The sequence below is a fragment of the Neorhizobium sp. DAR64862/K0K3 genome (genome assembly GCF_050500185.1).
GTDB lineage: Bacteria > Pseudomonadota > Alphaproteobacteria > Rhizobiales > Rhizobiaceae > Neorhizobium > Neorhizobium soli.
The window spans coordinates 2,954,007-2,972,708 of the sequence record NZ_CP191449.1; the positions used below are offsets into that span (position 1 = coordinate 2,954,007).

Below are 18,702 nucleotides of genomic sequence, written 5' to 3' on the forward strand. Positions count from 1 at the left end.
GATATGTACGAATTGAACGACAGGCACTGATGGCTTCCATCTGTTCCTGTCCGAAGGAACAGGAACGGAATGACTGATAACAACGACGACAAGACACTGGGCGTGAAGAAGACCCTTACCCTGAAACCATCGGGTGTGACCCAGGGTACTGTGCGCCAGGACATGGGTCGCGGCCGGACCAAGGCGGTCGTCGTCGAGACGGTCAAGCGCCGTCCGACCCGTCCGCTCGACGAAAAGCCAATTACACCGATCGCAGCACCGGCCCCTCGGCCAGTCGAGGCAGCCGCTCCTGTAGCGCCACGCCCGCAGCCGGCAACCCCTGCAGCGCCGGCACCAGCTGCCGCTGTGGCCGCCGCCGCACCTGCACCCCCCGCGCCTGCTGCACCCGTCAGCCAGCCTAGCCCGCCGCAGCCACGCGTCCAGCAGCCTTCATCGCAGGGATACCGCCCCGGTTCTTCGCAGGGCCAGCGCCCTTCGTCATCGCAGGGTCAGCGTCCCTCGTCGCATCAGGGCCAGCGTCCGCAGCAGCCGTCACAGCCGCAGCGCCAGCCGCAGCGTTCGGGTGGTGCTGTCCTGCACGACCTGTCCGCAAGCGAGATGGATGCACGCCGTCGAGCACTCGTCGAAGCCCAGGCGCGCGATGTGGTCGAAGCCAAGCAGCGCGTCGAGGATGATGCACGCCGCAAGGTAGAAGACGAGCGCCGCAAGGTCGAAGAAGCAGCCGAAGCAGCACGTCTGGCCGAAGAAGCCAAGGCACGCGCTGCCGAGGAAGCTCTGCGTCCGGCACCCGTCGCGCCAGCGCCAGCCGCTGCAGATCGCAACGCAAATACACAAGACAACCGTAACTCGGCTCGCCCGACGCCGGGAGCCGCACCTGTTGCCGCCCCCGTCATCGGACGTGGTCGCCGCAACGACGAGGAAGAGGATCGCGCACCTGCCCGGACCATTCCAGGTCGCGGCCGCGTTGCAGCGCCCGTTCCTGCCAAGCCACCAACACGCCCGAAGGTCGAAGAAGGCCGTCGCCAAGGCAAGCTGACAATCACTGCTGCCAGCACCGATGATGACGGTACCGGCCGCGGTCGTTCGATGGCTGCCATGCGCCGCCGGCAGGAAAAGTTCCGCCGCAGCCAGATGCAGGAAACCCGCGAAAAGGTTATGCGCGAGGTCATCCTGCCGGAAACCATCACCATTCAGGAACTGTCGCAGCGCATGTCTGAACGCGCCGTCGACGTTATCAAGTACCTGATGAAGGAAGGCCAGATGATGAAGGCCGGCGACGTCATCGACGCCGATCTCGCTGAAATCATTGCCGGTGAATTCGGCCATACGGTCAAGCGCGTTTCGGAATCGGACGTTGAAGAAGGTATCTTCAACCAGATGGACGACGCCGGCGAAATGGTGTCGCGTCCTCCGGTCGTGACGATCATGGGTCACGTCGACCATGGCAAGACCTCGCTTCTCGACGCGATCCGCCAGGCCAACGTAGTTTCGGGTGAAGCCGGTGGCATCACCCAGCATATCGGTGCCTATCAGGTCGAACAGAACGGCCAGAAGATCACCTTCATCGACACCCCCGGCCACGCCGCCTTTACGGCCATGCGTGCCCGTGGTGCCCAGGCAACGGACATCGCGATCCTCGTGGTTGCAGCCGACGACAGCGTGATGCCGCAGACGATCGAATCCATCAGCCACGCAAAGGCTGCCGGCGTTCCGATCATCGTGGCGATCAACAAGATCGACAAGCACGAAGCCAACCCGGACAAGGTGCGCCAGCAGCTGCTGCAGCACGAAGTGTTCGTGGAATCGCTGGGCGGTGAAGTTCTTGACGTCGAAGTTTCGGCCAAGAACAAGACCAATCTCGACAAGCTGCTCGAGGCAGTTCTGCTGCAGGCCGAAATTCTCGACCTCAAGGCAGATCCGGTCCGTACGGCAGAAGGCATCGTCATCGAAGCCCAGCTCGACCGTGGCCGCGGTGCGGTTGCAACCGTGCTCGTCCAGAAGGGCACGCTGAAGCCTGGCCAGATCATCGTTGCCGGCGATCAGTGGGGCCGCGTCCGCGCGCTCGTCACCGACAAGGGTGTTCACGTCAAGGAAGCCGGCCCGGCCATGCCGGTCGAAGTGCTCGGTCTTTCCAGCACGCCTGCTGCCGGCGACAAGTTTGCCGTCGTTGAAAACGAGAGCCGTGCTCGCGAGATTTCCGAATATCGCCAGCGGCTTGCCCGCGACAAGGCGGTTGCTCGCCAGTCCGGTCAGCGCGGTTCGCTCGAGCAGATGATGAGCAAGCTGCAGAATACCGGCTACAAGGAATTCCCGCTGCTCATCAAGGGCGACGTTCAGGGTTCCGTCGAAGCAATTATCGGCGCTCTCGACAAGCTTGGCACCGACGAAGTCCGCGCCCGCATCGTCCATTCGGGCGCAGGTGCGATCACCGAGTCGGATCTTGCGCTTGCCGAATCCTCCGAAGCAGCGATCATCGGCTTCAACGTCCGTGCCAACGCACAGGCGCGCATAGCGGCCGATCGTGCCGGCACCGAGATCCGCTACTACAACATCATCTACGATCTGGTGGATGACGTGAAGGCAGCAATGTCGGGTCTGCTTTCGCCAGAACGTCGCGAGACCTTCCTTGGCAATGCCGAGATCCTCGAGGTGTTCAACATCACGAAGACCGGCAAGGTTGCAGGTTGCCGCGTCGTCGAAGGCAAGGTCGAGCGTGGTGCAGGTGTTCGCCTGCTGCGCGACAACGTTGTCATTCACGAAGGCAAGCTCAAGACGCTCAAGCGCTTCAAGGACGAAGTTGGCGAAGTGCCGATGGGTCAGGAATGCGGTATGGCGTTCGAAAACTACGAAGATATCCGCGCAGGCGACACGATCGAGTGCTTCCGCGTGGAGCACATCACGCGCACGCTGTAAGTTTAGCGCTGCCGAAACCATCAACCGCCGAAGAGAAATCTCCGGCGGTTTTTTCGTTTGTGCGGAGCTTTGGGAGACAGGCTGCGGCTGGCAGCAGGGCCATGCGGACCAAATCATGACGGAAGCAGTCAAATTTAAGCGATACTCTCCCGATTATAGTTGCCAACCACACTCATGTTTATTATCGCATAGCGGCAAGCCGCCGCCCTCAGTTTTCGGACCGGCTGAATGATATCGAGCCGTTGGGCCAACTGAGCCTTCCGGCGACCAGTCGGAGTATCGCTGCCATGTCCGTTGTGCCGAAGTCTCACCTCTACAGGAAGCAGTTGCGCGTTGCCGGGCCAGGTCCCCTCGTGACAACGATTGCGGCCTTGATGCTGATGACGACAAATGCGGTCGCGCAGGTCGAGGCGCCTGCACCGGAAGCGCCTGGTCCGGCACAACAGACGGCGCCGGCCCTTGCTCCTCCAACCGCTGTTCCTACGACACAGCAGACCCCGCCACCCGTTCAAGACGCACCCCCGGCAGAACCTGCTGCTCCCTCCGTGACGCCAATCGAGCAGGCTCCGGCTGCAACGGGTGCACCTTCCCCCGAAGCACGCGCCGATATTCCTCACAATCTTTCGCCCTGGGGCATGTTCATGGCGGCCGACTGGGTGGTGAAGGCCGTGATGATCGGCCTTGCCATTGCGTCGCTTCTCACATGGACCATCTGGATCGCCAAGACGCTGGAGCTGATGGGCGCCCGTACCCGCGCCAGGCGCGTCCTCAAGATCATCCAGGGCGCGCATACGCTGCCGGAAGCGCTTGAGACGACAGGCAGCCGCGGCGGGCCTGCGGCCCTGATGCTGCGCGCGGCGACGGAAGAGGTGGAGCTTTCCGAAGCCGCTCTGGATTACGCCCATACCGGTGGCGTCAAGGAGCGCGTGTCTTCGGTCCTGTCGCGCATCGAAGCCTATTCCGGACGGCGCATGGCCCGCGGCACGGGCATTCTCGCCTCGATCGGTTCGGTTGGCCCGTTTGTCGGGCTGTTCGGCACGGTCTGGGGCATCATGAATTCCTTTATCGGCATTTCGCAGTCCAACACGACCAACCTTGCGGTCGTTGCGCCCGGCATCGCCGAAGCGCTGCTCGCAACCGCGCTCGGTCTTGTCGCCGCAATCCCGGCCGTGATCATCTACAACGCCTTCGCCCGCTCGGTCACCGGCTACCGCCAGCTGCTGGCGGACGCCGCTTCCGGTGTCGAACGACTGGTCAGCCGCGATCTGGATTTCCGCAAGGTGCCGCCAGGCGGACGCCGGCCTGCGTCAATGTCTCTGGTCGCGGGGGAATAAACCCATGGCAGGTAGCATTCGCGAACATCACGGCGACGAACTTCCCGAAAACCACGAGATCAACGTGACGCCGTTTATCGACGTCATGCTGGTGCTGCTGATCATCTTCATGGTGGCCGCGCCGCTGTCGACCGTCGACGTCAATGTCGATCTGCCCGCCTCCAGCGCGAAGCCCGCGGAACGACCTGACGAACCGCTCTACGTGACGGTCAAGGACGACCTGTCGCTGAACATCGGCAACGATCCGGTTGCGCGCGAACAGTTTGCCGCAAATCTCGACCGCCAGACCGCGGGCAACAAGGATACGCGGATCTTCCTCAGGGCCGACAAGGCCGTCGATTACGGGCAGTTCATGGAAGTGATGAACCTGCTACGCGATTCCGGCTATCTGAAGATCGCGCTGGTCGGGCTGGAAGCGGCGGCGGGCGCCCAGGCGGCGCAAGCACCGGCACCGGCACCGGCAGCGGCAGCTCCGGCTCCAGCTGTCGCGCCGGCTACCGGAGGCGCTCCATGAGCCTTGTCCTGCAGCGCAGAGGATATGCGAGCCGGATCGGCGAGATCGCGCTGTGGGGATCTGCCGCTATCCTTGTGCTCACGGTCCACATTGCCGCCGCAGCGCTTCTGATGAGGCAAGAGCCGGAGGAATTTGCCGACAACGGTCCGCAGGCCGCCATCATGATCGAGCTTGCGCCGGAGCCGGAGGCGGCGATCCCGGAAGAAGAGCAGATCGCTACCGACACCGAAGACCGGCAACTTGTCGAGACCCAGCAGACCGAGCCGGTCGAAGAGGTCGAACCCATCGAGGAGCCGCCACCGGCCGAGCCGCCACCGGAAGTGGCTGAGGAGACACCCGAACCGCCGCCGGAACCCGTGATCGAGACGCCGCTGCCGGAGGAAACGCCCCCGCCGCCGGAGATCGTCGAAACGCCGCCGCCCGAGCCTGTCGATCCGATCGAGCAGAAGGTCACCGCAGCGTTGGAGAACGTGGAAGTCCCGCTGCCGGTCACTCGTCCACCACCACTGAAGCCGGTCCAGAATGTAGAAAAGCCACGGCGTCAGCCGCAGGCGCAGAAGGAAAAGGCGCAGGCAAAGGTTCAGGCAAAGCCGTCGGAGCGCACTGCCGCTGCGCAGACCTCGAGCGGATCGGTGGCCTCGACGATGTCACCGTCCACCTGGATGACCCGTGTGCGCACGAAGATCGCCCGTAATGCCCGCCGCTGCCCGTCCAACCAGAAGGGGATCGTGACGATCAGCTTTAATTTCGATAGCGATGGCAATATCGGGCGCGTGTCCGTTGCCAGATCGTCTGGAGATACGCGTATCGACGACTACGTCGTCTCAGCCGTTCGGCGCGCATCACCTGTTCCGATCGCACCGGCAGGTGTTGCAAGCCTCGTCACTCAGTCGGTAGAGTGCAAGTAGCCGTGCTTTCGGGTTCGGTTGCCCTCCTTAACACTCGCTCCCGGAACAGCTTGTCCATGCAGATTACCCTTGAAGAAGCCGAAACGCTGGTGAGCGGCGTTTTCGAAGCCAACGGCGTGCTTGATAGCACCGCACGCTCGGTTGCCCGCGCCCTGGTGCAGGCGGAAGCCGCCGGCCAGTCCGGTCACGGGCTTCGCCGCATCCCGGCCTATGTCAAACAGGTGCGGACCGGCAAGGTGGATGGCACTGCTCGGCCTGAGGCGAGCAGGCCAAGACCCGCAGTTCTTGCGATCGACGCGAACTTTGGCTTTGCCTATCCGGCGCTCGATCTCGCTGTCTTGGAACTTCCAGCGATTGCGCGCGAACAGGGCATCGCCTTTGCCGCCATCAACCGTTCGCACCATGCAGGCGTCATGGCGTTGACCGTGGAGCGCTTTGCCGAGCAGGGGCTGGTTGCGATGATGTTTGCCAACGCGCCCGCCTCCATGGCCCCTTGGGGTGGCAAGGTGCCGCTGTTCGGCACCAATCCGATCGCTTTTGCGGCGCCTATTGCCGGTGACGAGCCGCTGGTCATCGATCTAGCACTCTCCAAGGTCGCCCGCGGCAAGGTGATGGAAGCGACCCAGAAGGGGACGAGTATTCCGGACGACTGGGCCTTCGACTCCGACGGCAATCCGACGACCGACGCATTTGCCGCGATCAAGGGAACGATGGCCCCTTCCGGCGGTGCCAAGGGGGCGGCGCTCGCCCTGATGGTGGAAGTGATGGCGGCCGGCATCGGCGGTGCGCATTACTCCTACCAGGCAAGCTCGCTGTTCGATGAGACCGGGCCTCCGCCGGCGCTTGGCCAGTCGCTGATCGTCATCGATCCGGATGCCACGACCGGTGGCGGCGCGGCAGAACGCTTTGCGGCATTGGCTGGGGAAATGGCAAAGCAGGACGGCGTCCGCCTGCCCGGTCGTCGCGGCCGCGGTCTTCGTGCCGAGAGCGTCCAGCACGGACTTCGGATCGATGACGACGTGATGAAGGCGATCGAAGCTCTGGGCTGACCTCACGATCGAACGCTATGCCGGACAAGCCAGTGCAGCGATGCGCTGGCTTTTTCTTTTTCTGCAGCAAGGCGTTCTGCGGAGGCAGCGTCAGTCGTGCAAAAGATTTTGGGGGGTATAAAACGAGAAAAGCCTGGCGCGGGAGGAGGATGCGCCAGGCTTTAAACTTGATCAACAACTGGGAGGAGGAGGGTGTTGTTGATCCGTATCGAACGACACTGGGAGGAGGAGGTGCGTCGTTCGATGACCAAACTTCTAGCCAGATCTTCCCGATGCGCCAAGAGGCTCTGCTGCATTGCAGCAATGCGTTTGCTGCATTGCTGGGCAATTGCTCACGCGTTCGTGTTTCGTCGTCGCCAAGCGATAGCCATAGTCCGGGATAAGACGATGCGGCCGCGTGCTTCCACCGGAGCTTTCCTCTAGGTTATCCTGCATAGAGCCTGACAGCGGAGACACGCATGAAGACGTCGATACGGTACCATCAGGGGGACATCCCGGCCTCCGACGCGTCGCGCTACACGGGCGCGGTCGCGATCGATACCGAAACGCTTGGCCTCGTTCCCCGCCGCGACAGGCTTTGTGTCGTGCAGCTATCGCCGGGCGACGGAACGGCGGACGTCATCCGGATCGCTTCGGGGCAAAAAGACGCTCCCAATCTCGTCGCATTGCTTGCCGATCCCACCCACCAGAAAATCTTCCACTACGGACGGTTCGATATCGCAGTTCTGTTTCACACGTTCGGGGTTACGACCACGCCTGTCTTCTGCACCAAGGTCGCATCGCGGCTTGTGCGGACCTATACGGATCGACATGGCCTCAAGGACAATCTGAGAGAGTTGCTCGACGTCGACATCTCCAAGGCGCAGCAGCAGACCGACTGGGCGGCCGAAACCCTGTCGCAGGCCCAACTGGAATATGCGGCGTCCGACGTGCTTCACCTTCATGCGCTGCGCGACAAGCTGACCGAACGCCTGCTCCGCGATGAGCGTATCGAACACGCCACGGCTTGTTTCGAGTTCCTGCCGACCCGTGCAAAGCTCGATCTGCTCGGATGGGGCGAGACCGACATTTTTGCGCACAGCTGACCATCGGCCCGTGAAAACCAGCGATTAGTGATGATTTAACCATAGCGCACTTAAAATTGCTGATCGGCAAATCGTGCGCCATGAGATGGCGACACAGTTTCGGCGTGCGACGTGCACTCGAATTCGTGTGTGGCCGAGTTGTCCCTTCCTTTCACACGCGAGAGATGGAAGCGCGCTATGCTTACTCCTGTCAGTGCTACGCAAAGCATGCAGGCCGACCCACTCTCTCCGGTCCGTACGGTTGCTTCCACGCGTCCTGTCGCGGCGGCCGCAGGAGCAGACCTTGACCTGTCCGCGAACGATGGACTGATTGCGGGTGGCCGCCTGAACCTTCTGTCGCTCTCCGGCCAGTTGCAGCTTGCCTACGGGTCGTCGATCTTCGCCGAAACGATCGGTCAACTCCTGCAGATACCGCGAAACGACGGCGAGTTGCTGGCAGACTATGCGGAGCGCCTGACTGTCGCGGTGCAGTCCATGAGCGCCGTTGACTTAGCCGCACTTGAGAAAACGCTGAGCCAGCTGGTCAAGGGCTTGTCCGTGCCGCTGCTGGCCGAAATCCTCAAGAACCCCGGTGGTCTCGATGCCGCCAGGCTGATCCTGTCGCTGGAAGCAGCGCTTGTCGCGGATAGCGATACGGTTGAGAATGCAGCGGTCAGCTCCTATCGGCAGAATGAGATTGCCAGCGCAACGGGAGATGATACGAAACCCTCCCTTGCGTCACGGGCCAGCGCCCCCTCGCCGTCAGCTTCCCTGCCCGGCACCTCAGCGCCCCAGACCTCGGCGCCGGGCCCCGCATCGCCGGCAGTTCCTCTGCCCGGTTCTTCTCCGGACACAGCAAGTACAGAGACCCCCAGGCCATCCCCCGGTGCTTTGCCGGATATCGGAGCAAAATCGCAGTCGGTGACGTCACCTGCCACCAGCGCAACGCCGCCCGCCACCGGCGCAGCGGCACCAGCTATCGCTCCGTTCTCGCCACCCACGAGCGGGTCAGCCGCCGCGGCTCCTGACACAAAGGTTCCCGGTACGGAGCTTCAAAAACCCCAACTGCTGCCGCCCCTCGTTGACTTGCAGGAAGAGCCGACCCGCGAGGCGATCCTTGCGCGGCCGATGCCGGTACGATCAGAAGGTCTCGCGACAGCAACCGCCGACCTTCAAACCAAAACCGCTCCGCCTCCTGCCGTGCCAAATGCTGTTCCGATCAAGCCGGACGCGAGCCCCGTGCCTGCGCAAGCCTTATCGATCGCGGCCGCAGATGCGGGGCGGATGCAGCAAGTTTCGCCAGGAGCCCTGCCGCAGACCTCCGTACCGGGCATCTCTACGGTGACGAATACCGGGGCTCTGGTCGCATCGGTTATCGATGCCTTCGACAATGACATGAAAATCCCGATCAGCGATGCCGAAACGGCGTTGGCACCGAAACCAGCTGTGGAATGGCCCAGCAATCTCGCGCAACTCGTGTCTGCGATCGCACCAAGCGCGCTTCAGGCGGCGCTGCTCGCGACAGGAGCTCCGGTCGGGAATTCGACAGCGGCACTGTTCAAGACCCTGTTTGGCGGAGGGGGCAGTGGAACGGTGGCACATGCCGGCGGGCAGGGACAACCTGCCCCGGGTGCCCCGGACATAGACGCAATGCATACGGCCGGGATAACCCATGCCGAGGACGATCTACTGCGCATTGCAAACGAACGTTACGTCACCACCGCAAAAACCAGCCGAGCCCCGGAGGCCGTGCCAGACCCCGACATCCAGCCGATGCCCGTGCCGCTGCCGCTTGTCCAGCGGGAGGCGATAGGCCTGCCGTTTGTCCCCTACCCAATGGCGGACGACGAGCCGCGGCGCGAAAACCGCAAGACGCAGCCGGTGACGGCAATCGACGAGGATGGCGAAGCAGACCACAGCCAGGACCAGGCTTTCGATCACGCTGATGACGGCAACGAGCCGACTGACGACGACAACCCAGGCGACGACGAAGCTGCGTCCTCGGAGGCCAGCAACGACGATCGTCGTCCGAACGAACTTTACTGGCGCATGGCAGGGTGGGCCTGAGCCGACGGTTCACGGTGCGGCCTCAAAAAAGCGGGCATGAAAAAAGCCGCCGGATCTTTCGATCCGGCGGCTTTCGCATTTCAAGCTACAACGATTACTCGCCGCCGCGGTTCTTCAGAGCCGCGCCGAGGATGTCGCCGAGCGAAGCGCCTGAGTCGGACGAACCGAACTGTGCAACTGCTTCCTTTTCTTCAGCGATCTCGAGAGCCTTGATCGACAGCATGACCTTGCGATCCTTCTTGGAGAAGTTCGTGACGCGGGCGTCAAAAACCTGACCGACCGAGAAACGCTCCGGACGCTGATCGTCGCGATCGCGTGCCAGGTCGTTGCGGCGGATGAAGGACGTGATGTCTTCGTGAGCCACGAGCTTCACTTCAACACCACCGTCGTTGACGGCGATGACTTCGCACGAAACGACAGCGTTCTTGCGCAGTTCGCCGGATGTTGCGGCTTCGCCGACAGCATCCTTGCCGAGCTGCTTGATGCCGAGCGAGATACGCTCCTTCTCGACGTCCACATCCAGAACGACAGCCTTGACGACGTCGCCCTTGTTGAACTCCTCGATGACCTGTTCGCCTGGACGGTTCCAGTCGAGGTCGGAGAGGTGAACCATGCCGTCAACGTCGCCGTCGAGGCCGATGAACAGGCCGAATTCGGTCTTGTTCTTGACTTCGCCTTCGACTTCAGTGCCGGCCGGATGGCTGAACGCAAATGCCTGCCATGGGTTCTCGAGGGTCTGCTTGAGACCGAGCGAGATGCGGCGCTTCGACGGATCGACTTCGAGAACGACAACGTCGACGTCCTGCGTGGTCGAAAGGATCTTGCCGGGATGTACGTTCTTCTTGGTCCAGGACATTTCCGAGATGTGGATCAGGCCTTCGATGCCTGGCTCCAGCTCGACGAATGCGCCGTAGTCCGTGATGTTCGTGACGGTACCGGAGATCTTCTTGCCAACCGGGTACTTGGCAGCAATGCCATCCCACGGATCCGACTCGAGCTGCTTCATGCCGAGCGAGATGCGGTGGGTTTCCTGGTTGATGCGGATGATCTGAACCTTGACCTGCTGGCCAATGGACAGGATTTCCGACGGATGGTTGACGCGGCGCCATGCCATGTCGGTCACGTGCAGCAGGCCATCGATGCCGCCGAGGTCAACGAACGCACCGTAATCGGTGATGTTCTTGACGACGCCGTCAACAACCTGACCTTCTTCAAGGTTCTGAACGATTTCCGAGCGCTGTTCTGCACGGGACTCTTCAAGAACCGTACGACGCGAAACAACGATGTTGCCGCGACGCTTGTCCATCTTGAGGATTTCGAAGGGCTGCGGGTTGTGCATCAGCGGGGTCACGTCGCGGATCGGACGAATGTCGACCTGGCTGCGCGGAAGGAAGGCAACAGCGCCGTCGAGATCGACCGTGAAGCCGCCCTTGACCTGGTTGAAGATAACGCCTTCAACGCGTTCGCCAGCTTCGAACTTGACTTCGAGCTTGACCCAGCTCTCTTCGCGGCGAGCCTTCTCGCGCGACAGAACTGCTTCGCCAAGCGCGTTTTCGATGCGCTCGACATAGACTTCGACTTCGTCGCCGACCTTCAGCGAACCGTCTTTGCCCTTGACGCCGAATTCCTTCAGCGCGATGCGACCTTCGACCTTGAGGCCGACGTCAACAACGGCCATGTCCTTTTCGATCGCCGTTACCAGACCTTTGGTAACGTAGCCTTCGGCCAGATCATTGGTTGCGAAGGATTCTTCGAGAAGGGCTGCGAAGTCCTCCCGCGACGGGTTAGTTACTGCCATGAAATCTCCTGGTCGTGTCCAGTCAAGGACACATTGCGCCGTGGGTTCGTGTTGATCACACCCGAAATCCAAGCCCGCCTCGTCATGTTCAGAGGCAATCCGGCGCAAGGACTAAGATATCGGGCTCGAATGCGCCGCCGGTTATCCGGTCGGTCATCATCCTTTCAGGGCGGCGTCGATAATCGCCTTCGCGGCCTGAAACGCGGCCTCTATACCCATTTCTGACGTATCAAGCAAGTGCGCGTCTTTCGCAGGCTTCAAAGGGCTGTCGGCACGCCCCATGTCGCGCTCGTCGCGCTTTCGCACATCGGCAAAAATCTCGTCGAAATCTGCGGCATCGCCGCGGCCAACGATCTCGTCGTAACGGCGTCTGGCGCGCACTTCAGGCGATGCGGTCACGTAAAGTTTAACGGGTGCATCGGGGCAGACGACGGTGCCGATATCGCGCCCGTCGAGGACCGTTCCGGGCTTGCGCCTCGAAAACGCCTGCTGCGCTTCCACCAGCGCCCGGCGCACGGCGGGCATGACGGCGATCTTCGAGGCCGCTTCTCCAATCGCATGGGCCGAGAGAATTTCGCGGTCGAGACCTGCCAGTTCAACGTCGCGCGCCATCGTCTCGGCAACGGCCTCGTCGTTGAGGGGCAGACCCCGGTCGAGCAGCGCCTTGGCCGCTGCGCGGTAGGTGAGGCCCGTATCGAGATGCTGGAAGCCGTAGGTTTCGGCGATCTGGCGCGACAGGGTTCCCTTGCCGGCTGCGGCAGGGCCATCGATTGCGATCACCAGTGGCGTAGTGTTGTCTAAAGGATTCATGTCAGGCGGGAAGCTCCGTAGCGGCGTACAAGATCGGCCATTGCGTTCTGACCGGGCATATCATCAAGTCCGGAGGCAACGCCTTCACGATCGCCGACCGGGCGGTTCTGACTGACCTTCCACTTTCCTTCGATCGCCGAGATTTCGATCTCGATACCGACGATACCCTTCAACTGGGCGGAAATGAAATCGTCTGGCGCATCGTTGACGGACCAGGGCATTGGCCGGCTGTTTTCATGCTGGCTGGTGATCGCCTCAATCTGGGCAAGCAGCCAGCCGGCGTCTTCGACGATGCGGGCCGGACCGCGGGCCTGAACGATGGCGTAGTTCCAGGTGGGCACGACCTTACCTGTCTCCTGCTTGGTCTTGTACCAGGAAGGTGTCACGTAACTGTCAGCACCCTGAAACACAGCGAGCACCGTCGCGCCATCGCGGATGTCTTTCCACTGGCTGTTCGCCCGGGCAAGATGCAACCGCAGCACGCCTTTGTCTGCCGCTTCTCCATCGAGGTGAAACGGCACAGGATTGGCCAGAAGGCCGGAATTTCCCGATGTGATCAGCATGCCCAGCGGATAGGCGCGGATCAGCGCATGCTGGGTGCCAAGATCGTCTTCGCGGAAATGCGGCGGTTGGTACATTGGCGTGCGCCTCAGATCTTTCCCTCGGTCTGGTTCTCGATCTGCGCGCCGAGACCGGTCATCAGATCCATGAACTCCGGAAAGCTGGTGGCGATGATCGAGGCGTCGTCGACCGTGACTTCATGTTCCGATGCGAGACCGAGAACGAGGAAGCTCATGGCGATGCGGTGATCGAGATAGGTGACGACGGCAGCGCCGGACGCATTGCCGTAGCCCTTGCCGCCTGGACGCCCGCGCACCACAAGCGTTTCCTTGCCTTCATCGCAATCGACGCCGTTCAGCTTCAAACCTTCGGCAACGGCCGAGAGACGGTCGGACTCCTTGACGCGCAGTTCCTCGAGACCGAGCATCGTCGTCGTTCCCTCGGCAAAGGCTGCAGCGACCGCGAGGACGGGATATTCGTCGATCATCGATGGTGCACGATCGGCGGGGACAGTCACGCCCTTGAGGTCGGAACCGCGGACGCGCAGGTCTGCCACGTCCTCGCCACCGGCGCTGCGGGCATTCATCACCTCGATATCCGCGCCCATTTCCTGCAGCGTCAGGATAAGACCGGTGCGGGTGGGGTTCATCAGGACGTTCATGATGGTCACATCCGAACCCGGCACCAGGATGGCGGCCACAAGCGGGAACGCGGTCGAGGACGGATCGCCGGGCACGTCGATCACCTGCCCCTTGAGAGCGCCGCGACCTTCCAGCCGGATCGTGCGAACGCCGTCGGCATCGGTCTCGACGGTCAGATCAGCGCCGAAACCCTGCAGCATTTTTTCCGTATGGTCGCGGGTCATGACCGGTTCGATCACGGTGGTGACACCAGGCGTGTTGAGGCCGGCAAGTAGCACCGCGGACTTGACCTGCGCCGAGGCCATGGGGACGCGGTAGACGATCGGGTTGGGCGTGCGTGGGCCCCGCAGCGTGACGGGCAGCCTGTCGCCGTCCATCGACGTCACCTGAACGCCCATCTCGCGCAATGGATCGAGCACCCGGCCCATCGGGCGCTTGGACAGCGAGGCATCGCCGATAAAGGTGGACTCGAAATCGTAGACGCCGACCAGCCCCATCGTCAGGCGGCAGCCGGTGCCGGCATTGCCGAAATCGAGAGGCGCCTGCGGTGCGAGCAGCGCGCCGTTGCCGGTGCCCTGGATGATCCACTCAGCGCCGACCTTGTCGATTTTCGCGCCCATGGCACGCATCGCCTTGCCGGTATTGATGACGTCTTCGCCTTCCAAGAGGCCGGTGATGCGCGTCTCGCCGGCAGCCAGGCCTCCGAACATGAAAGAACGATGCGAGATGGACTTGTCGCCCGGGATGCGGACGGTCCCGGTGAGGTTTGTCGATCTTCTCGACTTTGCCGGTTTGAGGGCAATCCCATGCGACATGATCGGTCCTTGCTCGTATGCCTTTGATTTCCGCCGTCGTTATCACAAAGCAAAAGGCGGGTCATTAGCCTGCCTGCCAAGGAATTCAGGAAAAGTTAGTCTTTGACATGGAGCCCGCCAGGCCTTATGGGGACCGGCTTAGATTTTTCACCCATTGATTGCCGCTTTATGCGGCTTCGCCGACCTGTTCGGCCATCTCATGAGGCTTTGATAGTGGCTAAAGCGGAACTCGGAACCAAGCGCACCGACCCGGATACCGGCAAGAAGTTTTACGATCTGAACCGCGATCCCGTCGTTTCCCCCTATAGCGGCAAGTCTTGGCCGTTGTCGTTCTTCGCCGAAAACAGCGCCGCTGCAAAGCTGGAGCAGGCGGAAGAAGAAGATGTCGAGGAAGTCGACGTCGAGAACCCAACTGTCGAGCCCGTCGCAACCGACGACGCCGACGATGCGGCAACCGGCGACGACATCCCGGATCTGGGCGACGACGATGATGTCGATATCGGCGACGATGACGACAACACCTTCCTCGAAGCCGACGAAGACGATGAAGACGACGACGTAACCGGCATTGTCGGCGTTGGCGGCGACGACGACGAGAATTGATCTTTCGACCTAAAGCCCGGTAATTTGAAGAAAAATTGCCGGGCTTTGAAAAACAGGCTTGCACTCTCCGAAAACCGGACGTAATAAGCCGCCACTCCGGTCAGCATCGCTGCTTCGGAGTTCCCAAGGACCGGAACACCCGGACCACCCTGATGGGGCTATAGCTCAGCTGGGAGAGCGCTTGCATGGCATGCAAGAGGTCAGCGGTTCGATCCCGCTTAGCTCCACCAAATCTTTCTCGCAATAAACCGACTGCTGAATAGAGGCCGACAAGGCTTAATTCGCGAAGTACGCGGCTGTGCTGTGTGCAGCTTTGGTCTGATGGATCCGGGTGCGGCGGGCGGCGAGTTTGCGGGTTTTGTGGGCCGCGTGCCGGAAGCGCTTCTTGGTGCGCTCGACTTCGCGCAGATAGCCGAGATCTGAGGCCAGAACCTCGTCCTGGTACTGCTGGCGGCGAGCATCCGCGATCTGGCGAACCACCAAGGCGCCGGTCCCTGCGAGAGTGGCGACCGCTGCAATCAGAATTAAAACTACCGTCATTGCCGTTTCCTCCATCCCCACAACGCGGAAGGAGCGCAAAGGTTCGCTTTCCCGCATTGGAGGTAGTGGAACACGAAACTGGTTACAGCCGATTTAAAGGTTAACCGATCGCCTGATCGTTTTCGTCGAACCGGTGCAGCGAGGCCTTGTCTGGTGTGGCAAAGACGATGTCGTCTGGACCATAGCGATGCTCGCCGAACAGACGGACCGTGATGAGGCCCGCCGTCTCGGTTTCGAGATAGAGGATGGTATCGGCGCCGAGGTGCTCGGCATGGACTACCTTGGCCTTCCAGTCGCCGCTTTCGCGCGACAGGGCGATATGCTCCGGCCGGATGCCGATGGTCTTGATGCCGCTTTCCGAAAGCGTCTCGCCCGGGATGAAGTTCATCTGCGGCGAGCCGATGAAACCGGCGACGAAGACGTTGGCCGGCTTGTTGTAAAGCTCCATTGGAGACCCGACCTGCTCGATCGCGCCGGCGCTGAGGACGACGATCTTGTCGGCAAGCGTCATCGCCTCAACCTGGTCGTGGGTGACGTAGATCATCGTCGCCTTCAGGCGCCGGTGCAGGCGGGCGATCTCGAGCCGCGTCTGGACGCGCAGCGCCGCATCGAGGTTGGACAGGGGCTCGTCGAACAGGAAGAGTTTTGGTTCACGCACGATGGCACGACCGATCGCCACGCGCTGGCGCTGTCCGCCGGACAGCTCGGCAGGGCGACGGGCGAGATAGGGATCGAGCGACAGAAGCGACGAGGCATTCGACACACGTGTCTCGATCTTGGCCTTGTCCGTTCCGGCCTGTTTCAGACCGAGGCCCATATTGTCCTTGACCGTCAGATGCGGATAGAGCGCGTAGGACTGGAAGACCATGGCGATGCCGCGCTTGGCGGGAGGGGTCGTTGCCATTTCCTGGTCGTCGATCCGGATCGAGCCGGATGACGCATCTTCAAGGCCTGCAATGACCCGCAGCAGCGTGGACTTGCCGCAGCCGGAAGGACCCACGAAGATGACGAATTCGCCATCCTGAACCTCGAGGTCGATGCCCTTCAGCACTTCATGATCGCCGAAGGCCTTTCGGATGGATTTCAGTTGCAGCGAACCCACGAGCGTATTCCCACTTCTGTCGTTTGGTGCAATCGCGGACGCTGTCCCGTCCGGCACGATTGCTTGCGTTGCTTTCAGAGATAGATCGGCTTGCCGGTCCGTGCGCTTTCATCCGCCGCAAGGCAGATGCGCAGCGACTGGACCGCATCGTCCATGTGCCGGCTGAGATCGATATCCTCGCGGATCGCCTTCAGCATATAGGCCTGCTCAAAATCGCAAAGCTCCTGATGGCCGGGCTCGCCCGCCATCGTCATATCCTCGTCGGGCCTGATGAACCTGCCGTCCGGGCCCGTCTCGGCGCTGTGAAGGCGGATGACGGAGGTTTTGGTATGCGTGTCGATATCGTCGGACTTGGCATTGGGGTCCATTACGATGGAGACCGAGCCTTTCGGCGACATCACGTCCTTCACGAAGAACGCAGTTTCGGAGATCATCGGCCCCCAGCCCGCCTCGTACCAGCCGACCGACTTGTCATCGAAGATCACCTGAAGGTGGCCGTAATTATACATGTCGGGCGCAATTTCATCGGAAAGGCGCAGACCCATGCCGCGCACTTCCACCGGCTTGGCATCGGTGATCTGGCACATGACATCGACATAATGAACGCCGCAATCAACGATCGGCGGCGTCGTCTGCATCAGCGCCTTGTGGACATCCCAGGTGGGGCCTGACGATTGCTGGTTGAGGTTCATGCGGAACACATAGGGCGGGCCGAGCTTGCGGGCTTCGGCAATCAGGCGGATCCAGGACGGATGGTGGCGCAGGATATAGCCGATCACCAGTTTCTTGCCCGCGGCCTTGGCGGCGGAAACGACGCGCTCGGCATCGGCAACCGTGGTTGCCAGCGGCTTTTCGACAAACACGTCGCAGCCGGCTTGGAAGGCTGCGACCGCATAGTCCGCATGGCTGTCGGAATAGGTGCAGATGGCGCAGAGATCTGGCTTCAACTCGGCAAGGGCGGTCAGGAAATCGGCATGGATCTCGTAGCCGGCAAGGGCCGGATCGAGCGTCGGCTTCGAGCGGTTGACGAGACCGACGATCTCGAAGCCCGGGTTGTTGTGATAGGCCAGCGCATGACTGCGGCCCATATTGCCGAGGCCTGCGACAAGAACGCGGATCGGCTTTTCGGTTGAACTCACTTGACGGCTCCAGACGTGATGCCGCGGATCAGTTGCCGCGAGAAGATGACGTAAAGGACGAGGATCGGCAGGATGGCGAGCGACAGGGCCGCGAGCACCGCGTTCCAGTTGGTGACGAACTGGCCGATGAAGATCTGCGATCCGAGCGTCACCGTCTTGGTGGCCTCAGACGGTGCAAGGATCAGCGGGAACCAGAGATCGTTCCAGATCGGGATCATGGTGAAGACGGCAACCGTTGCCATGGCCGGCCTGATCAGCGGCAGGACCAGGCGGAAGAAGATCGCATATTCCGAGAGCCCATCGATGCGGCCGGCATTCTTGAGGTCATCGGAGACCGTGCGCATGAATTCCGACAGGATGAAGATCGCAAGCGGTATGCCTTGCGCCGTATAGACAAGGATCAGCGCGGTCAGCGTGTTGACGAGGCCCGATGCGACCATGCCCTGCAGGATTGCCACCGTGCCGAGCCTGATCGGGATCATGATCCCGATCGCCATATAGAGCGCCAGAAGCGTATTGCCGCGGAAGCGATACTCGGACAGCGCAAAGGCGGCCATCGCGCCGAACAACAGCACGAGCGCGATCGAGACGACCGTGACGATCATGCTGTTTTGGAAATAGCCGATGAAATCCGCCTGGCCGAGAACCGTCTGATAGCCGATCAGGCTGAAGCTCGACGGTGTGGGAACCTGCATCGGATTGCGGAAGATCGAATTGCGATCCTTGAACGAGTTGATGATGGTGAGGAACACCGGAAACAGCGCGATCAGCGTGTAGGCGATCAGAGCCAGATGCACGAGGCTTGAGCGGAGCGGTGAAGAGCGTGCCTTGTTGGACATGTCCG

At 61.6% G+C, this 18,702-nt stretch carries 16 protein-coding genes and 1 tRNA gene; 9 read left to right on the forward strand and 8 right to left on the reverse strand.

What is annotated here, in order from left to right; all coding sequences use genetic code 11:
* Window positions 1-69: 69 nt before the first annotated feature.
* The 7 genes from infB to ACQY1L_RS14415 all read left to right on the forward strand — a co-directional run bounded on the left by infB (window position 70) and on the right by ACQY1L_RS14415 (window position 9,849).
* Window positions 70-2,913, forward strand: a complete 2,844-nt coding sequence (infB, locus tag ACQY1L_RS14385) for a translation initiation factor IF-2 (RefSeq protein ID WP_430241382.1) — start codon at window positions 70-72, stop codon at window positions 2,911-2,913.
* Between the two features lie 374 nt (window positions 2,914-3,287).
* The gene (exbB, locus tag ACQY1L_RS14390; RefSeq protein WP_430243981.1) at window positions 3,288-4,247 is read left to right on the forward strand and encodes a tonB-system energizer ExbB; all 960 of its coding nucleotides are present in this window, start codon (window positions 3,288-3,290) and stop codon (window positions 4,245-4,247) included.
* A gap of 4 nt (window positions 4,248-4,251) precedes the next feature.
* A complete protein-coding gene (gene exbD / locus ACQY1L_RS14395; RefSeq protein WP_430241384.1) occupies window positions 4,252-4,761 on the forward strand; it encodes a TonB system transport protein ExbD in 510 nt (169 codons plus the stop codon).
* Window positions 4,758-5,669, forward strand: coding sequence for a cell envelope integrity protein TolA (locus ACQY1L_RS14400; RefSeq protein WP_430241385.1), 912 nt, complete (start codon window positions 4,758-4,760; stop codon window positions 5,667-5,669). Before exbD ends, ACQY1L_RS14400 begins: the two co-directional genes overlap by 4 nt.
* 56 nt (window positions 5,670-5,725) lie before the next feature.
* A complete protein-coding gene (locus ACQY1L_RS14405) occupies window positions 5,726-6,718 on the forward strand; it encodes an Ldh family oxidoreductase (protein WP_430261876.1) in 993 nt (330 codons plus the stop codon).
* A gap of 458 nt (window positions 6,719-7,176) precedes the next feature.
* A complete protein-coding gene (locus tag ACQY1L_RS14410; RefSeq protein ID WP_430241387.1) occupies window positions 7,177-7,803 on the forward strand; it encodes a ribonuclease D in 627 nt (208 codons plus the stop codon).
* 177 nt (window positions 7,804-7,980) lie between these two features.
* Window positions 7,981-9,849: a hypothetical protein gene (locus ACQY1L_RS14415; RefSeq protein WP_430241388.1), complete on the forward strand. Its 1,869-nt coding sequence runs from the start codon at window positions 7,981-7,983 to the stop codon at window positions 9,847-9,849.
* 94 nt (window positions 9,850-9,943) lie between these two features.
* Here the strand turns inward: ACQY1L_RS14415 and rpsA are convergent, their stop codons facing one another.
* The 4 genes from rpsA to aroA all read right to left on the reverse strand — a co-directional run bounded on the left by rpsA (window position 9,944) and on the right by aroA (window position 14,474).
* The gene (rpsA, locus tag ACQY1L_RS14420; RefSeq protein WP_062578558.1) at window positions 9,944-11,647 is read right to left on the reverse strand and encodes a 30S ribosomal protein S1; all 1,704 of its coding nucleotides are present in this window, start codon (window positions 11,645-11,647) and stop codon (window positions 9,944-9,946) included.
* 156 nt (window positions 11,648-11,803) lie between these two features.
* A complete protein-coding gene (cmk, locus tag ACQY1L_RS14425) occupies window positions 11,804-12,457 on the reverse strand; it encodes a (d)CMP kinase (RefSeq protein WP_430241390.1) in 654 nt (217 codons plus the stop codon).
* On the reverse strand, window positions 12,454-13,095 hold the full coding sequence (locus tag ACQY1L_RS14430) for an FMN-binding negative transcriptional regulator (RefSeq protein WP_430241392.1): 642 nt from the start codon (window positions 13,093-13,095) through the stop codon (window positions 12,454-12,456). The genes cmk and ACQY1L_RS14430 overlap by 4 nt, the downstream gene beginning before the upstream one ends.
* Window positions 13,096-13,106: 11 nt before the next feature.
* Window positions 13,107-14,474 (reverse strand): 3-phosphoshikimate 1-carboxyvinyltransferase, encoded by a 1,368-nt coding sequence (gene aroA / locus ACQY1L_RS14435; protein ID WP_430241393.1) that lies wholly within the window; start codon window positions 14,472-14,474, stop codon window positions 13,107-13,109.
* 213 nt (window positions 14,475-14,687) lie between these two features.
* Here aroA and ACQY1L_RS14440 point away from each other — a divergent pair, with 213 nt between their 5' ends.
* Window positions 14,688-15,077, forward strand: a complete 390-nt coding sequence (locus tag ACQY1L_RS14440) for a TIGR02300 family protein (protein WP_062454214.1) — start codon at window positions 14,688-14,690, stop codon at window positions 15,075-15,077.
* A 154-nt stretch (window positions 15,078-15,231) separates the two neighbouring features.
* Window positions 15,232-15,307, forward strand: a tRNA-Ala gene (locus ACQY1L_RS14445).
* Window positions 15,308-15,353: 46 nt separating this feature from the next.
* Here the strand turns inward: ACQY1L_RS14445 and ACQY1L_RS14450 are convergent.
* The 4 genes from ACQY1L_RS14450 to ACQY1L_RS14465 form a co-directional block, all read right to left on the reverse strand.
* Complete coding sequence (locus ACQY1L_RS14450; protein ID WP_430241396.1) at window positions 15,354-15,617, reverse strand: hypothetical protein; 264 nt, start codon at window positions 15,615-15,617, stop codon at window positions 15,354-15,356.
* A 100-nt stretch (window positions 15,618-15,717) separates the two neighbouring features.
* Window positions 15,718-16,719, reverse strand: a complete 1,002-nt coding sequence (locus ACQY1L_RS14455; RefSeq protein ID WP_430241398.1) for an ABC transporter ATP-binding protein — start codon at window positions 16,717-16,719, stop codon at window positions 15,718-15,720.
* Between the two features lie 74 nt (window positions 16,720-16,793).
* Window positions 16,794-17,858 (reverse strand): Gfo/Idh/MocA family protein, encoded by a 1,065-nt coding sequence (locus ACQY1L_RS14460; RefSeq protein WP_430241400.1) that lies wholly within the window; start codon window positions 17,856-17,858, stop codon window positions 16,794-16,796.
* Entirely contained in the window at window positions 17,855-18,697 is an 843-nt protein-coding gene (locus tag ACQY1L_RS14465) for a carbohydrate ABC transporter permease (RefSeq protein ID WP_430241402.1), read from the reverse strand. The genes ACQY1L_RS14460 and ACQY1L_RS14465 overlap by 4 nt, the downstream gene beginning before the upstream one ends.
* Between the last annotated feature and the right edge of the window lie 5 nt (window positions 18,698-18,702).

Excerpts from the sequence above, each read along its gene's own strand:
- infB (WP_430241382.1), top strand. The coding sequence starts at position 70 with ATGACTGATAACAACGACGACAAGACACTGGGCGTGAAGAAGACCCTT.
- exbB (WP_430243981.1), top strand. The coding sequence starts at position 3,288 with ATGCTGATGACGACAAATGCGGTCGCGCAGGTCGAGGCGCCTGCACCG.
- exbD (WP_430241384.1), top strand. The coding sequence starts at position 4,252 with ATGGCAGGTAGCATTCGCGAACATCACGGCGACGAACTTCCCGAAAAC.
- ACQY1L_RS14400 (WP_430241385.1), top strand. The coding sequence starts at position 4,758 with ATGAGCCTTGTCCTGCAGCGCAGAGGATATGCGAGCCGGATCGGCGAG.
- ACQY1L_RS14405 (WP_430261876.1), top strand. The coding sequence starts at position 5,726 with ATGCAGATTACCCTTGAAGAAGCCGAAACGCTGGTGAGCGGCGTTTTC.
- ACQY1L_RS14410 (WP_430241387.1), top strand. The coding sequence starts at position 7,177 with ATGAAGACGTCGATACGGTACCATCAGGGGGACATCCCGGCCTCCGAC.
- ACQY1L_RS14415 (WP_430241388.1), top strand. The coding sequence starts at position 7,981 with ATGCTTACTCCTGTCAGTGCTACGCAAAGCATGCAGGCCGACCCACTC.
- rpsA (WP_062578558.1), bottom strand. The coding sequence starts at position 11,647 with ATGGCAGTAACTAACCCGTCGCGGGAGGACTTCGCAGCCCTTCTCGAA.
- cmk (WP_430241390.1), bottom strand. The coding sequence starts at position 12,457 with ATGAATCCTTTAGACAACACTACGCCACTGGTGATCGCAATCGATGGC.
- ACQY1L_RS14430 (WP_430241392.1), bottom strand. The coding sequence starts at position 13,095 with ATGTACCAACCGCCGCATTTCCGCGAAGACGATCTTGGCACCCAGCAT.
- aroA (WP_430241393.1), bottom strand. The coding sequence starts at position 14,474 with ATGTCGCATGGGATTGCCCTCAAACCGGCAAAGTCGAGAAGATCGACA.
- ACQY1L_RS14450 (WP_430241396.1), bottom strand. The coding sequence starts at position 15,617 with ATGACGGTAGTTTTAATTCTGATTGCAGCGGTCGCCACTCTCGCAGGG.
- ACQY1L_RS14465 (WP_430241402.1), bottom strand. The coding sequence starts at position 18,697 with ATGTCCAACAAGGCACGCTCTTCACCGCTCCGCTCAAGCCTCGTGCAT.